The following is a 16,092-nucleotide window of genomic DNA, read 5'->3' as shown; positions in this document are numbered from 1 at the left end:
CTCGTTTCTTTGGCATATAGTAGTTAAGCTGTATCAATCTTGAGGATATGGAAGTACAGATAGAAGAAAGTTGGAAGGCGCATTTACAGCAAGAGTTTGACAAGCCTTACTTTGCCAAACTGACCGAGTTTGTGCATAACGAATACAGCCAGTTTGCGTGCTATCCTCCCGGAAAACTCATTTTCAACGCTTTTAATCTCTGTCCGTTCGATCAGGTGAAAGTGGTGATTATCGGGCAAGACCCGTATCATGAACAGGGTCAGGCACACGGTTTGAGTTTCTCTGTTAATGACGGTGTGCCGTTTCCACCTTCGTTGCAAAACATCTTTAAGGAGATACAAGCCGACTTGGGACTGCCTATTCCGACAACAGGTAACTTGACTCGCTGGGCGAAACAGGGCGTGATGCTCCTCAATGCCACACTCACCGTGAGGGCGCATGCAGCAGGAAGCCACCAGCGAAGAGGGTGGGAAACGTTTACAGATGCTGTCATTAAGGTGTTGAGCGACCATAAAGAGCACTTGGTGTTCTTGTTGTGGGGCGGTTATGCGCGTTCAAAATCCTATCTCATTGACAAGCACAAACACTGTGTTTTGGAAAGCGTACATCCCTCACCGCTATCTGCCAATCGAGGCGGCTGGTTTGGTAATCATCATTTCTCACGCTGCAATGAATACTTAATACAGCAGGGCATTGAACCCGTGAAATGGTAAAAACTTCTCAATGTATGAACCATTCATATCCTCCCATTATACAAGTAGGCAACGTCTTGGTGTCTCCAGATGTTTTCACGCAAAAGTTTTGTTGTGATTTAGAGGTGTGTCATGGCGCTTGTTGCATTGAAGGCGATGCAGGAGCTCCTGTCACTATTGAGGAAATTGCAGGCATCGAAGAGAACGTGGATGCTGTGTGGAACGAGCTTTCTGCTTCGGCTCAATCGGTAATTGACCAGCAAGGCGTGGCTTATATCGATAGAGAGGGCGACATGGTAACCAGCATCGTCGGTAGCAAGGATTGTGTTTTTACTTGTTACCAAGAAGGGTGTTGCCTTTGTGTGTTAGAAAGAGCTTACCGAAAGGCAGAGATTGATTTTTGTAAGCCCATCTCCTGTGCGTTATACCCCATTCGGGAAAAGGCGTTGGGAAATGGACTTGTTGGACTGAATTACCACCGTTGGAAGATTTGCCAATGTGCAGTGGAGAAAGGTAAAGAGCTCAATTTGCCGCTTTACCAATTTCTCAGAGAGCCTTTGATACGCCGCTTTGGGCAGCAATGGTATGACGAATTGTGTGTGGTGGCACAGCAATTGGCGCATCAAGATTTTCTATAACTCGAAGGAGACATCCCTGTTCGGTCCTTAAAGTATTTGCCCAAAAAGCTTTGGTTGGGGAAGTTCATGTCTTTCGCAATTTCTTTGATATTCTTTGCGGAGTTCTTTAATTGTACTCGTAGCTCCGTAGTTACATAACTATCAATCCAACTGTTTGGCGTTTCTCGGCTCACCTTCTTCACCGTTTCCGACAAATATTTAGGGGTAATCTTTAATTGTTCGGCATACCATCCTACTCTTCGAATCACTCGGAAGTTTTGTTCAACTAATTTAATGAAATCAGAAAAGATTTTCTCTCCTCGACTTTGCTTAAAGTTTGTTTGGTCTTGTTGATTGTACCAAATGTAGTTTCCCATATCGTAGATAAGGGCACCAAGTAATGAACAAACGATTTCTCTTCGAAAGCGGTGATTGACATCGATAACCTTCTTTTGCGTCATTCTATAAATGTCCAAGAAGGAATTGGCATTTTGTTGTTCTAAATGCAACACAGGATGTGTTTTCGAGTAGATGAACAGTGAGGAAATTTTGTTTACTCCCCTGGAGATATCCTGCATGAAGTTCTCGGATGCCAACATGGCAATGCCTTTGAAATCGTGACTGAGCATATAGTCACTGACTACCTGTCCGTCACTCAAAATAAGTATATCGTTCTCTGAAATGACACATTCTTTAGTGTCAACGGTGTATTGTGCACGCCCTTTAAGGCACATCCCAACCAAAACACAATTCATTTTGCGTGGCTCGAGTGGGAAAGGAAGATCCTCTAATCGGTCGAATAATAATAAATCGTCGCCAATGAAGGTAGATATTTTGGTGATTTCTTTGATGCGTTTAATCGTTAGTTTCGCTATACTATTTCTTTCCATAATTGTTTTTGGTTTTGTATATTTGTCAATGACACTTCCTTAGAAGAATGTAAAATTCATTAAACACACTTCTATATTCCGTACAAAGGTAGCGAAAATTTGGAATGTAACCGCACATTTATCTGTTAATATTGGTAGCTTTGATGGAAATATGGGACAACTTCTAATCCTTCTACCTGTTGAATCTGCTCGGGTTTGAAATCTTTATCGCCTGAAATCAAAACTCGATAGACATCTTTTACCGCAAAACGAGGGTAGGCTTGTTCGTCAAGTTCACCGTTGCAGGTATAGGTGAGTCCATTAAATTGTATTTTCTGTCCACGCTTAGCGCCACGCAGTGTCACACGAACTTGTCCCTTAAATGCTTTATCAAACTGGTAATAAACGCTATCTCCAACGACATCAAAATAACGAGGTGTCTGAATTTTACTCACCTTCACAGCGGGATATCCAGCAAAATAATAGGAATAGGGAAGAGAAGGACCCTCAACGGCTGTTGCCGATTGCCAGGTTGCGACGTCTACATCTTCGGAATTCCATTTTGCACCATACACATAACCATCATCCTTTTCTCCTCCATCCAAGGTCAAGGATGTGGTAGCAGGTCGTGTGAGCCAATTCTCGTCAGACTGTAAACATGTGTATTCATTATTTGCATATCGTGCATGCAGCGCAATGGCTATTTGTTGCCTTTCAATATGTGTCCATGAGGGGGCATACCAAATAGCGATGACGTTGTTACCAGGCTGTAGAAAACGAGTAACATCCAGTGTGATGCATATTGGTTTGCCGTCGTTATTGGAACGAGCAGGAAACCACAGCGCTGTTGATATGTTTCGCTCGTTGATGTATGCGTTCACCTTTCCTGTACTGGCAATAGTCATCGTGGCATGTGTGGGATAATCTCTCAGCTTCCAATCTTGCCTAAACCATACTTCCGAGGTGCTGTCTGCCTGTGGGCAAGCAATCCATTGTAGGTTGAAAGATTGTGCAATACTGACTTTGATGCACATTCCTAAGAAGACGATGAGTAGTGATTTTTGCATTGTCAGATATTTGTTCTTTTCTATAAACTATGATGTTTGGTGCTCAGTCTCAGAAAAATCGTTGTACAAAAGTAAACATTTCTTTCCAATCCTTGTCAGTGATAAGCATAAAAAAACGAGGATGTGCTTTGTGGTGCATACATCCTCGTGTGTGTTCTTTCTCGTGTGAAAGCTTATTGCTTAATCATCTTCTTGCCATTTCTGATGTAGATGCCAGCAGGTAAACTTTCTATCGATGTGCCTACATACTGTCCTTGCAGGTTGTAGATGCGAGTGTCAGTGCTGTTGTAGTCTTGCTCAATGCCATTGACGCCAGTCTCCTTTGACAATCTTCCATATACTTTGATTTCTTTGAGTGCCAACGAGGTGGCGCCTTTCATCTGTGCTTCGGTAAATTCAAAGCGGACATATGGTTGGTGAATAGGAGTCTTTAGGCGGATAGTACTCTTATTATAGTAAGGTATACGTACCTTTTCAAACGCTGTCCAGTCCTTTCCGTTGTCACTCACCCAAATGGTTACCTTGCCTGCATTGTAGTTTCGCGATTTCTTTTTGTTGCCTATGATGGCTTGAACAAGGGATAATGTCTCGATACATCTTCCAGATGAACTGTTCTGCACATCAATGGTATGTGGATAAGGAGTGCCGTCTTTGCTGCGCCACTGTGTGTTTTCATTCCCATCTACAGCGTTGCTTGCCTTTTGTTTTGCGTTGTTATTCTCATCTGAACAACTCTTGAAGATGAGCTGTACAGGCTGCTCAAGACTGGCATCGTTAGCTTTCGTACCATAAAATTCAACTGTGTTCAGCGTCATGAGGCTTCCTTGCCATGCGTTTTCATTGAAGGTTAGGCGCATATAGCGTTTTGTCACCGGCTTCATGAGGTTGACGGCAGGGCTTTCCATATCTAAGAAATGATGGTTGTTGTCAAGCATTTCCCACTGATTCATATCATCACTTTGCTCAACGGTTACGCTGACAGCCCTGTATCGGCTTTCTCGTTTGTTCGTTATCTTCAAGGCATGAATGACGTCAAGGCTTGCTCTGTCGATGGTGAAGCTATGAGGAAATCCCTTTTCGCCACCAGAATATTGACTATGCCAAAATGTGCTTTCATCAGCATCGAGCGCCAGTTCAGCAAATCCGTTGCCGTTTTGTTCGCTCTGCGTCTCTTCATCGCTCACCTTTACGATGCGGTATGAAGACCTATCCAACGAAGTGTAACCGTTAATCTTTTCCCCTTCGGCAGGCGAGAAGTCAATGGCAAACACGCCTCGTGATGATACCCAGGCATCTCCACCAGGACCAAAATTGTTGCGAGTGGCATTACATCCACGTCCAGATTGGTCAGGAATGTTAGTCCCGTCCTCAATGGTATTGAATTGATAGTAGCACTTTAACTGGTTGTCGCTAACGGCTTTGGTTAGCTCTGTACCACTCAGAGGAGCAATGCAGTAACGGCGTAGGTCGGTTTGACTGAGTGTTTTTCCCCAAACCCTGAACTCATCAAAGATGCCGTCGGCTTGTGCTTCGCCTCCTACTCGTACCTTTGCGATGTTTTCAGTGTTGTTGCTACCGGAGAGAGTGAACGACTTGAACAAAGTTCCGTCACGATACAATCTCACCGTAGTTCTATCCGCAGTTATGGCGTAGTGGTGCCATTGTCCGGAAATGATGAAATCATCGTTGATTTGGAAAGTTTGGTCGCCCACCTTTAGTGTCGCACCTCCCTTGGGTTGTGCTATTAGGCTTGCCACCTCCCTACCATTGGTACTCAGCGCATAGACGCCATTCGATGCCGATGAGGCAAATGTTGGCTTCAGCCAATAATCAATAGTCCAATCGGTAGTGATATTGTCCAACTGACCTGTAGTCATCGTTTTGTATGACTTGTTGCCGACTATCGAGAAATTCAAGCCACGTTGTGCGTCTGCATTGCATACGATGACAGCTTGATCTTTGACCAACTTGTCGCTCCCCTGCGCATTTTCAACGGTGTAATACAATTTGTACACGCCTGCTCGTTCTGGCTTGAAGCGATATGGATTGCCTGTTCCGTTGTACACCTGATTATGACTTACTAACGACCAGTAGAACTCTGTTGGCTCATATTTGGAAGCGTCTGTCAGCGTCACCTCTTCGTTTTTCAATACTACAACGTCATCTTTACTTGTTTTATAACCAGCCTTGGGAGCCGAAGCAGCCACGTTGAGGTGTTTTTCCTGCGTGTACTTCTTGCCTTCAGCAGATGTGACGGTAAGGGTAACGGTATGTGTGCCGGCCTTCATGAACACGGCAGAAATGTTGCGATGATCAGAGGTTTTTATGTCGGCTCCATCTAATTGCCAAGCGTAAGTACAGCCCGACACTTCGTTCTTTGCCAAGAATGATACCCGTTCGGATGCCTTTACTGTCTTGTTGGTTATCGTAAAGTCTGCCGAAGGTTCTATGGCTTTGACGTTGACTTGGTGGGTTGTCTGCTGCGTTTGCCCATTGATGTCGGTTGTTGTCAGTGTAACGGTTTGGTTACCTGCTGCATTGAATTAGAAACTTGCATAGTGTGCCGTGGTTTGTGCAGGTGTTGCACCTGTGGCTGTCCATGTTCTCTTCATGACACCTACCGATGTCGTAGACGATAATGTAACTACATCGCTCTTGTTTACCTGTGTTGGTCCTTGAATGGTAGCAGAGGGTAAGGCTTGTTTACGAATGGTCTCATTGTTTGCTTGTGCTGTGTTGTGTGTGCCATTAGGCAAGAATTTGGCATGGTTGCCGTGGGCTGCATCAACCAAGAGTGTGCGTCCCTTCTTTTTGATGGTGTTCATTTTGAAATAAGCTAACAATCCCTTCTCACTTCCTGGATTGGCAATAGGGGTTTGGTAGTTGTCTTTTATCTCTTGTGCAGTACGAGCTACTTCCCATATTCGCAGGTCGTCAATGCATCCATGCAATCCATCGTTATTGGTTGCCCCAAAAAGAAGTCCATCCGAGATGGCAGGCATGCCACTGTGGAACTGTGAGCTGAATTGCCCCTTGCGTTCGCCATTGGCATACAGTGTCATGGTGTTCCCATCGATTACCAATGCGATGTGTGTCCATTTGTTGGTCTGTAAAATGGGTTCAGAGTCGCTTCGGTTGCCATTTTGCGTGTTCCAGCCAAAAGTAAGTGTACGGTTGTTGTTGGCATGTAGCCAGAATGTACCCCATCCAGCATCAACTTTTTGGTTCCAGTTGTATACAGATGAAGGCTTGAGCCAATACTCTATCGTAAATTTTTGGTGGGGCTTGGATGTTACGTTGGGCACAACGAACCCTCCGCTACTTTTGAATTGCTGAACATCGTTGTCGTAAACGGCATCTGCATTTTGTGGCAATGCTGCCGAGTTGGAAGCAGCACTTAGCTTTTGCTTGCCATTTATCTTGTATGAAGCCTTTACATAGAAAGATCCGTCTGTTGATGTTGGTGCATAATGGGTGGATGTTGTCTCTGTGATTTTATTTCCGTTTTGGTAAACAATATATGTCTCAGGCTTGGACAATCCGTTCACAGGCTCAGCCCATGTAAGCTGTTTGTTGTCATCGAATGCTAAGTTGTAGGGCGCATTAACCGATTCTTGCGTCACTACACCCGACACACAAGTGGTCTGTCCACCGTTCTTAATAGGAACGTCTTCTGTGCATATAGGCATTTCCACACCCTTTTCGTTCATAGCATAGTCGATGATGCTTACCGATTTCACACTTCCTTTACCCGTTGCGGTACCCTTACTGTTGATGGTGAGGAAAAATTTTATGGGGCGTGAAAAGTCTATTCCTTCACAAAGGTCGGTCAAGTCTACGCCAAACTCCATTGGCTCGTGATGCATTTTGCCATCCGCCCATCGTCCAAGTAGCGGTGTTTCGGCATCAGCAGGGTCTTTATCCCCATCGCCGGTATAGTTGATATACCTAAACACAGACTCTTTTTGTGGTTTTGTAGCCGTGGGGTCCTCACTTACGCCTACCTTCACGCTGATTTCCGACCGCTTGCTGTATTGCATAGTTACTTTCATGGTCTGTTGTGGCACATAGTTCTGGCGTAGGTAGTACACCTCTGGCCACCAGCCGCCACCCGTATATACCTCTACTTTTGAGCCGTCTTCATTGGTCAAGATGTGTTTGTCCGTCTTGCTGTTGGTTACTCCTCCTGCCATGGGATAGGGTACGTAGCACAATCCTTTATCTGCCCAATCGCCCCATGAGTTGGCAAAAATCCATGCGCCTCGCTCGTCTTGACCTAAGCGATTCTTTTCCTCGCCATATACGCCATTCTTGTCTAAGTCGAACACCACACGGTCATCGTAGCCCACTAAGGTAATGGCGTGGTCGGCAGTGTCAAACCTCCACCTCTCGATGTAATGTTTACCAACGACGCCTGCCTTTCTGTTGGCTTCCACATCGGCTACTTTTTGCATGACGCAGCCCGATATACCACAGCCCAAACCAGCAATGCCACCTACAATATGGGTACCATTTTCATCGGTAATGGTAGGCCATGAGGGGTCACCATTATGGTTGAATAGCCAACGTTTGATGGCTTCCATTCCCTCAGGGGTGTTCGACCCTTTGGGAAAGTTAGCCGTTCCAGTGATGCGGTTGAACATGGCGTTGTGCCAACTGTCATAACCTTGCATCCATCCAGCATCATTAGAATCAACTTCGTATGCTCCGTAAATACTGCTTATGTCCCAACCTCCGTACACATCGCCAGTAGGATAGCCTATATACTGTGCCATGTGGTCTTTGCTGAGTCCATTGTACGGAAACGGATACTCAAAATGTGGCGGCAATCGATGTTCAATCTTCGATGCATCTGAGAGCCTAAAAGCATTCCATTCGTATGTCATCATGTAGCCAATACGTGATGATGCACCACACGACCCACCTGTTTGTCCGAAGATAGGTGGAAACCATTTGGCATTGGCATTGTTGACATAAGCGGGCAGCGGGGCGCGCGTCGCACGGGTGCGCATGCCTACTTTGCCAGCTTTTCCACTGACATTACGCATCAGCGAAGGGTCTGGGACGTAAATAGGTGAATAATCCTTGTATTTGCTCTTGTCCACTTTCTCAAACTGTTGTGCTGAAGTGCCAAGGGCAGAAGATAAAAATGCAAGTAGTAAAAGTTGATACTTCATGAATGTTGTTATTATGATAAGGATGGTTAGTAATTTCCTACATTCTTATATGATAATTGATTTGTTCAATTATTTCTATAAGATATTGCAAAAATACACCTTTTTTTTCAAATAAATGATATTATGTTCAAATACAATTACCTTTTTGATATGATAATTGAGCGTAACATCGATATTTTTATCAAATGTCATTATGTGGGTGTACGCATGAGACTATCCTGTATCAAAAAATAGTTTGGGTAATAGTTTTCGAGCGATTTCCAATGGTGGTATTTTGGATGTTTGGACTAAGATGTTGATATTTTGCAGGTTGTTAGTAAAAGATTGTTTGTTTGTGATACCTTTCTTATATGGTATAGGCGATGTAGAAAATAAAAACAAAAACCGCATCTCAATATTATGGAGATGCGGTTTTTATGAAAATATCCTATCGAAAGAGGCATTTGCCTTTGATGATGATCTTTATTTATAGGTGCGCCAACTCAATAACTTTGTCGACTGCAGCGCTGATGCCATCCACGTTCTTTCCACCGGCCGATGCAAAATGAGGTTGTCCGCCACCGCCTCCCTGAATGAGTTTGGCTGCCTCACGAACCATTTGACCTGCATTCAATCCGTGGTCTTTCACCATATCTTCGCTCAGCATAACACTCAGAAGTGGCTTTTGATGTGCCGTAGAACCGATGACGCAAAGCAAATGCGACGGTATGGCCTCACGAATCTTGAACACCAAGTCCTTGGCAGCGTTGCCATCGATAGGCAATACTGCCTTGATGACGGTAACGCCATTGATAGTCTCAGCACGTCTGATGAGTTCGTCTTTGGTTCTTTGCACCGCTTGTGCTTGGAACTGTTCTATCTCCTTGCGCATGGTGTCGTGTTCGTCCATGTACTTTTCGATGACTCCTTTCAAGTCCTTGGCATTATTGAATAAGCTGCGGATGGCCTTCACCGTGTCTTCTATGGCATACATGGCTTCTTCGCATTTGCGACCAGTAATGGCTTCAAAACGACGAACACCAGCAGCTACCGAACTTTCGGATAGGATTTTGAACAGTCCGATGCGTCCTGTACTCTTGGCGTGAATACCTCCACAGAACTCACATGACGGTCCGAAGCGCACTACTCGCACCTTGTCGCCATATTTTTCACCAAACAATGCAACGGCTCCCATTTCTTTCGCCTCTTCTATTGGAGTGTCACGATGTTCGTCCAAGGGGATGTCTTGACGAATGAGGTCGTTTACCAACCGCTCTACCTGTCTGATTTCCTCGTCGGTCACCTTTTGGAAATGCGAGAAATCGAAGCGCAGCGTGTCGGGCGATACATACGATCCTTTTTGCTCCACATGGTCGCCAAGCACCTGCTTGAGTGCATAATCCAGTAGGTGAGTGGCTGTATGGTTTGCCGCACAGGCGTCACGTTTGTCGGTATCCACGCAAGCCATGAAGTCAGCCTCGGGATGTTGTGGCAGTTGCTTAATGATGTGAATGCTTTGGTTGTTCTCGCGTTTGGTGTCTATCACGTCCACCGTCTCGTGCTCGCTCACCAAGACACCTTGGTCGCCTACCTGTCCTCCCATTTCTCCATAGAAGGGTGTGAAGTCCAAGATGACCTCGTAAAAACTATTTTTTTTCTGGGTTACCTTGCGATACTTCAAGATGTGGCATTCGTATTCGGTATAGTCATAGCCCACAAACTGCTGTTCGCCTTGTCTTATTTCTACCCAGTCGCTGTTTTCTACTTGCGCTGCATTGCGGGCACGGTCTTTCTGTTTCTGCATTTCTGCATGGAACTGTTGCTCGTCAACGCTGAATCCGTGCTCTCTGCATATCAATTCTGTGAGATCGAGTGGAAAACCATAGGTATCGAAAAGACGGAAGGCTTGTTCGCCATCGATTTGCGTCTTGCCTGCTTTTTTCAGCTCGTCCATGGCGTTGCTCAATAGGTTGATACCCTTTTCGAGTGTCCGCAAGAACGAGTCTTCCTCTTCTTTCATCACCTTGCCAATCAACTCACGTTGGGCAACGAGTTCAGGATATGCTCCTCCCATTTCGTCTACGAGTACTGGGAGCAACTTATATACAAAGGCTTCGCGCTGCCCCAAGAACGTGTAAGCATAGCGAACGGCACGGCGGAGGATGCGGCGAATGACGTAACCCGCTTTGGCATTGCTGGGTAGTTGCCCGTCAGCGATGGAGAAGGCTACGGCTCTAAGGTGGTCAGCCACTACACGCATCGCCACGTCTACATCTTCCTGCTCACCATATTTCTTGCCCGACAGGCGTTCCATCTCATGGATGAATGGCTGAAAGATGTCGGTGTCGTAGTTGGAATTCTTTCCTTGCAGCATTCTGACTAATCGCTCGAATCCCATTCCGGTATCGATAACGTTCATGGAGAGTGGCTCCAAAGAACCATCGGCTTTGCGATTGAACTGCATGAATACGATGTTCCAAATCTCGATGACCTGTGGATGATCCTTGTTCACCAACTCCCGGCCGGGTAGTTGGGCTTTTTCTTCGTCCGAACGCGAGTCTACGTGTATCTCCGAACAAGGACCGCAAGGTCCTGTGTCACCCATTTCCCAAAAGTTGTCGTGCTTGTTGCCATTGATGATATGGTCGGCAGGCAGGTGCTTGCGCCAATACTTCTCTGCCTCGCTGTCGTGTGGAATGTTTTCTTCGGGTGAGCCTTCAAACACCGTCACATACAAATCTTTTGGGTCCAAGTGCAGCACGTCCACCAAATATTCCCACGCATAGTCAATGGCGCCTTCCTTAAAGTAGTCGCCAAAGCTCCAGTTGCCGAGCATCTCGAACATGGTGTGGTGGTAAGTGTCTCGTCCCACCTCCTCAAGGTCGTTGTGCTTTCCGCTCACGCGGAGGCATTTCTGCGAGTCGGCTCTGCGGCGTGGTTCCGGTTGTTTGTTGCCAAGGATGATATCCTTCCATTGGTTCATGCCTGCATTGGTAAACATCAGGGTGGGGTCGTCTTTGATCACCATGGGTGCCGAAGCCACGATGGTGTGTCCTTTCGACTCAAAGAATTTCTTGAACGATTCACGTATCTCGTTTGCTGTCATCATTGTCATTTATATTTTTGTTCGTGCAATGTGTAAATGTTTCACTTCTTTATGAAGGAGCAAAATTATAAAAAAAAGCAGGAAGCACCAAAATTATCGGTTGAAATTGGTACGAGGCTCTTTGGATAAAAGCATGACGAGATTAACCGAATATCAAATGTCTATTTGGGAAAATGGATTACACAGTAGGGTGGAAAAGAGTGGATTTTGTCTTAAAAAATGACAAAAAGGAGAGTTGTAGAAATTCTCAAAATAGAGAAACGAAAAGGGATTGAAGGCATGAATTCATGCCTTGAAAGGTGTCTTAGCATGCTTCACTGGGGTTGAAGCATTGAGATAATGCCGTTATTAGCATGCTTTAGCATCGTTATTTGCATGACTTAATGGCATTGGAAACAGTAGATAACGCCTCAAAATGAATGTTTTAGGATTTGAAGCATTGGTGTAATCCCTGCTTTTATTTGTCGGTTTTTGTTAATATGTTGATTCATAAGTCGTTATCAAAGTTCCCCATTTTTGGCGTATTTTCGCCCGAGGTATATGTTGTTTGTAAATATCGCCAGCATTTTGGTGCTGTTGTCAATAAAAATGACAATGCACAGCAGGAGATTGAGCGGCACAATTTTTCCATTCCTTTTGCTCTTTCAGAGCGCTAAATAGAAGTTCAACCGTACCCAGAGCGTTGCTCTGGGCTATATTCCTTTTGGGCTTTCAGCCCGTCATTGTTGTGTGCCAATTCTCCATAGTAAATGGTGATGAATTCAATGTTACTGCGCAGCAGCCGATGTGTCGTGCAATGGCGGGGCGAAGTTCGAAAAAAAATAAAGTTCTCTTTCAAGGTGGAGAGGAGAATTCATAATCAAGTGTGGTACGGAATGTGATTGAACAAGTTCCTTTCCTCATCCTATTCGTGTTAAGCCCGCATTGCCGCTAAAACCTTTTGAAAGGATGCAAGTCGCGGAACTGCTGCTGTGATGAAACGGAAGTAACATTTCTCATCATCGCAACGGAATGGCACGGAACGACACGGACGTGTCGTATAATCTCGAAAAATTTTGTAGCGGCAGGCAGTGCATCCAATGAATAAAGGCAATAGCCTGTATTGCAACAGTCATGGTTACGGGCAGTGGCGGGGCGAAGCCCCAATAGGATTATAGCCCAGGGCATTCGCCCTGGGTAAAAGGTTATCAATTCATTGGCGCGCTGTAAGCGCAACAGGAGGCAGTGAGGCATTGTTTTTATCTTTCCTTTTGCTCTTTCAGAGCGCTAAATAGTTGGACAACTTGTACCCAGAGCGTTGCTCTGGGCTATATTCCTTTTGGGCTTTCAGCCCGTTTTTGCGGCAATGTAAATAGCACAATTGCTGGAGATATTTCCTAAACGGTATTACCATGAGATATATCCTTGCTTGGCTTTCTGCCCGTTTTTGCTAAGAGGTAAACCACATCCACTGTTGATATCTCTCTCAGAGCGTTGCTCTGGGCTATATACCTTTTGGGCTTTCAGCCCGTCATTGTTGTGTGCAAACAACACAACTGCTGGTGACTTATTTTAATGGTGCTTCACAGAGATAGCAATGGGTGGACTTATGCAGAGAGAGAAAGAATGAAAGAAATGTGAAAGGAGGGCGTAGCATATTCAGTAAACGTATGTTTCCGATAAAGAAAAAGTGCTTTCTTTATTTTGCTGACGTATAATTCGAAAATTTTATCTACATTTGCAAAAAGATATATCGCCATGGCACTGAATGCAAACAAGAATGTAAAACTCTATTATTCTATCAAGGAAGTTGCCCAAATGTTTGGTATCAACGAAAGTACCTTGAGATATTGGGAAACAGAGTTTCCTAATTTACGTCCAAAGACGGTGGGTTCTAACAAGGTACGACAGTATACCGATGCCAATGTTGAGGACATTCGGATTATTTATAACCTTGTCAAGGTCAGAGGGTTTAAGCTGTCCGCTGCTCGCAAGATGTTGAGTTCTAACCGCAAGGGGGTAGAAACGAGTTCTGAAATTTTGGATACGCTGCTTTCTGTTAGAGATGAATTGCAGGAACTGCGTAGGCAGCTGGACGTAATAGTGTGAGGAGACGCTTGTTCTCGTTCACTAAGCGTTTAGGGCAGTTCTGGCTATTACCACCGTAAAGCTTTTTTCTGTTGGTCGATTTATGTTTTGTCATCTTGTGGTCTCTTTTTGGTTCAATCTGCTTGTTCGTTCAGTCGTATAGCTCGCTATACTCCTTTCTCTCTTAAACAAATTGACCACAAAAACAGCCTCGCAATCTGACAAAGCCAATTGATAGACCCGCCCTTTACATAATTTGTTGCAGTTCTTGTATGCCTTTTACCTTTTTCAAACCATTGATGATATTCTTCACCTCCTGACGGTCGTGAACTTTGATTTCTATGATTCCCTTGAAAATATTTTCGTTGCTGGAAATTGTAATCTTGTGCATATTGACATTCATCTCGTCCGAAATGACATCCACCACATCGTGTAGTATGCCTTTTCGGTCGATGCCCTTGATTTCTATCGTGGCATCGAAGAACCTTGTCTTGAGCATATCCCACTTCGCATCCAACAGTCTGTTGCCATAACTCGACTTTAGTTTGCTGGCAACGGGACAGTTGCGCTTGTGAATTTCCACATGGTTTTGATTGTCAATAAACCCTAAGATGTCGTCACCGGGTATGGGATGGCAGCAGTTAGGGAAGATAAGCGAATCGATGTTGCTATCGTTAATAATGATAGGCTTTTTCTTATTGTAGGAATCTTCGATGGTTAAAGGTTCAACCGTTTGCTGCTCTTCGCCTTTTTTGTCGTGTCCAATGAAAGGAATATACTTGAGCCACTTGCTTGGTGTTCCACCCTTCTTTTTGTTTTGCAGCTCATCAAGATCTTTTTCGGTTAGGATAATCGATTTGTTACCAATGCATAAGAAGAGACTTTCGTGTTTCTTGAGATGATGAAATTCGCACAGTTTGTTGAGTACACCCATGGTCATCTCCATGTCGTTTCGTTCCAACCAAGCCCGAAGGATAACCTCTCCCTCTTTTTGTTTTTCGCGATTATCGCGCCTGAGCATGGCTTGAATCTTTCCCTTTGCTTTGGCTGTTGTGGCAAAATTGAGCCATGAGGGTTGTACACGTTGCGACTTACTGGTGAGAATCTCTACTTGGTCTCCACTTTGGAGCTTATGACTTAGCGGAACCAACTTATGATTGACTTTGGCGCCAATGCAATGACTGCCGAGGAGAGTATGGATTTGGAAGGCAAAGTCGAGTGCAGTACAGCCTGCTGGCATGGTCTTGATTTCGCCTTTAGGGGTGAATACAAAAATTTCAGAGGCGAAGAGATTCAGCTTAATTGTATCCAAAAAATCCATTGCGTCAGGTTGCGGATCGTCTAAAATCTCTTTGATAGTTCGTAACCACTCATTGAGTTCGCCCTCATCTTCTGTGTATTCGCCATTTTCCTTGTATTTCCAATGAGCCGCAAATCCTTGTTCTGCCACCTCGTTCATGCGGTCACTTCGGATTTGAACCTCAATCCAGCGTCCCTGTTTGCTCATCAAGGTAATGTGCAGCGCTTGATATCCGTTGGCTTTGGGATGGTTGAGCCAGTCGCGAAGACGGTCGGGATGCGACTTATAGATACGACTGATAGCCACATATATTTTGAAACATTCATTAATTTCGTCTTCTCTGACTTGTGGTGTGAAGATAATACGAACCGCCAAGATGTCATAGATTTCGTCAAAAGTAATGTGCTTGGTTTGCATCTTATTCCATATCGAATAAGGACTTTTGACGCGAGCCTTTATTTCATAATCAACACCCATGGCGTCGAGTGTCTCTCGAATCGGACCTGTAAACTGTTCGAAAAGGCGTTCTCGCTGTTCTTTCGTAAATGAAAGTTTGTTGGTAATGTCCTGATATTCTTCGGGATGTTCGAATTTGAAACTAAGATTTTCAAGTTCGGTCTTAATCTTGTTCAGCCCTAACCTGTTTGCCAATGGCGCATAAATATAGAGTGTTTCTCCAGCAATCTTGTATTGTTTATTAGCGGGTTGCGACTCTAAGGTGCGCATGTTGTGCAGGCGGTCGCATATCTTGATGAGAATGACGCGAATATCATCGCTCATGGTGAGGAGTAGCTTCTTGAAATTTTCCGCTTGGGCAGATGCTCTATCACCAAAAATGCCACCGCTAATCTTCGTGAGTCCATCCACAATTTGGGCGATTTTGTGACCAAAGATATTTTCGATGTCTTCTACCGTATAATCTGTGTCTTCCACCACATCGTGCAAAAGGGCAGAACTGATACTGGTAGACCCTAACCCCATCTCCTCGCAGGCTATTTGTGCAACCGCAATAGGGTGAAGGATATAAGGCTCACCCGAAAGACGCCGTACTCCTTTGTGCGCTTGACGTGCAAAATTGTAAGCTTTGGTAATGATATCCACCTTTTTTCTGTGGCGCGAAGCCAAGTAGGTATCTAACAGGTGTTGGAATGCGTCTTGAATGATTTTATCTTCATCGACCTGCTTTTGAGTATCTTTCATATCTTGCTCATCCATAAT

10 protein-coding genes are annotated in these 16,092 nt (G+C 44.7%); 4 read left to right on the top strand and 6 right to left on the bottom strand.

Going from position 1 to position 16,092, the window contains the following annotated elements; genetic code table 11:
* The first annotated feature begins 47 nt into the window (after positions 1–47).
* Positions 48–713 (top strand): uracil-DNA glycosylase, encoded by a 666-nt coding sequence (ung, locus tag BN35_RS10155; RefSeq protein WP_025071502.1) that lies wholly within the window; start codon positions 48–50, stop codon positions 711–713.
* A gap of 14 nt (positions 714–727) precedes the next feature.
* On the top strand, positions 728–1,330 hold the full coding sequence (locus tag BN35_RS10150; RefSeq protein ID WP_025071503.1) for a DUF3109 family protein: 603 nt from the start codon (positions 728–730) through the stop codon (positions 1,328–1,330).
* On the opposite strand, the gene BN35_RS10145 is transcribed toward BN35_RS10150, so the two are convergent.
* The 5 genes from BN35_RS10145 to alaS all read right to left on the bottom strand — a co-directional run bounded on the left by BN35_RS10145 (position 1,315) and on the right by alaS (position 11,516).
* Complete coding sequence (locus BN35_RS10145) at positions 1,315–2,199, bottom strand: helix-turn-helix domain-containing protein (RefSeq protein WP_025071504.1); 885 nt, start codon at positions 2,197–2,199, stop codon at positions 1,315–1,317. The genes BN35_RS10150 and BN35_RS10145 overlap by 16 nt on opposite strands.
* Positions 2,200–2,324: 125 nt before the next feature.
* Entirely contained in the window at positions 2,325–3,245 is a 921-nt protein-coding gene (locus tag BN35_RS10140; RefSeq protein WP_025071505.1) for an alpha-L-rhamnosidase N-terminal domain-containing protein, read from the bottom strand.
* Between the two features lie 173 nt (positions 3,246–3,418).
* Entirely contained in the window at positions 3,419–5,695 is a 2,277-nt protein-coding gene (locus BN35_RS10135; protein WP_257009519.1) for a discoidin domain-containing protein, read from the bottom strand.
* Positions 5,696–5,788: 93 nt separating this feature from the next.
* Positions 5,789–8,422 carry a LamG domain-containing protein gene (locus BN35_RS10130; RefSeq protein WP_025071507.1) on the bottom strand — a complete coding sequence of 878 codons (2,634 nt, stop codon included), beginning with the start codon at positions 8,420–8,422 and terminating at the stop codon, positions 5,789–5,791.
* A 466-nt stretch (positions 8,423–8,888) separates the two neighbouring features.
* Positions 8,889–11,516, bottom strand: a complete 2,628-nt coding sequence (gene alaS, locus BN35_RS10125; RefSeq protein ID WP_025071508.1) for an alanine--tRNA ligase — start codon at positions 11,514–11,516, stop codon at positions 8,889–8,891.
* Positions 11,517–11,986: 470 nt separating this feature from the next.
* Here alaS and BN35_RS13960 point away from each other — a divergent pair, with 470 nt between their 5' ends.
* Together BN35_RS13960 and BN35_RS10120 are read left to right on the top strand one after the other, a co-directional pair.
* Positions 11,987–12,163 (top strand): hypothetical protein, encoded by a 177-nt coding sequence (locus BN35_RS13960; RefSeq protein ID WP_218916341.1) that lies wholly within the window; start codon positions 11,987–11,989, stop codon positions 12,161–12,163.
* A 1,081-nt stretch (positions 12,164–13,244) separates the two neighbouring features.
* Positions 13,245–13,595: a MerR family transcriptional regulator gene (locus tag BN35_RS10120; protein WP_025071509.1), complete on the top strand. Its 351-nt coding sequence runs from the start codon at positions 13,245–13,247 to the stop codon at positions 13,593–13,595.
* Positions 13,596–13,821: 226 nt separating this feature from the next.
* On the opposite strand, the gene BN35_RS10115 is transcribed toward BN35_RS10120, so the two are convergent.
* The gene (locus tag BN35_RS10115; RefSeq protein WP_028900822.1) at positions 13,822–16,089 is read right to left on the bottom strand and encodes a RelA/SpoT family protein; all 2,268 of its coding nucleotides are present in this window, start codon (positions 16,087–16,089) and stop codon (positions 13,822–13,824) included.
* Positions 16,090–16,092 lie beyond the last annotated feature (3 nt).

The organism is Hoylesella timonensis 4401737 = DSM 22865 = JCM 15640 (assembly GCF_000455445.1).
GTDB classification, from domain to species: domain Bacteria; phylum Bacteroidota; class Bacteroidia; order Bacteroidales; family Bacteroidaceae; genus Prevotella; species Prevotella timonensis.
Note: the sequence above shows the minus strand (reverse complement) of the source record. Positions and strands in the feature narration are given on the sequence as shown.

Coding starts and splice junctions, on each gene's coding strand:
- BN35_RS13960 (WP_218916341.1), top strand. CDS start 11,987: ATGTTGATTCATAAGTCGTTATCAAAGTTCCCCATTTTTGGCGTATTT.
- alaS (WP_025071508.1), bottom strand. CDS start 11,516: ATGACAATGATGACAGCAAACGAGATACGTGAATCGTTCAAGAAATTC.
- BN35_RS10130 (WP_025071507.1), bottom strand. CDS start 8,422: ATGAAGTATCAACTTTTACTACTTGCATTTTTATCTTCTGCCCTTGGC.
- ung (WP_025071502.1), top strand. CDS start 48: ATGGAAGTACAGATAGAAGAAAGTTGGAAGGCGCATTTACAGCAAGAG.
- BN35_RS10140 (WP_025071505.1), bottom strand. CDS start 3,245: ATGCAAAAATCACTACTCATCGTCTTCTTAGGAATGTGCATCAAAGTC.
- BN35_RS10115 (WP_028900822.1), bottom strand. CDS start 16,089: ATGGATGAGCAAGATATGAAAGATACTCAAAAGCAGGTCGATGAAGAT.
- BN35_RS10120 (WP_025071509.1), top strand. CDS start 13,245: ATGGCACTGAATGCAAACAAGAATGTAAAACTCTATTATTCTATCAAG.
- BN35_RS10150 (WP_025071503.1), top strand. CDS start 728: ATGAACCATTCATATCCTCCCATTATACAAGTAGGCAACGTCTTGGTG.
- BN35_RS10145 (WP_025071504.1), bottom strand. CDS start 2,199: ATGGAAAGAAATAGTATAGCGAAACTAACGATTAAACGCATCAAAGAA.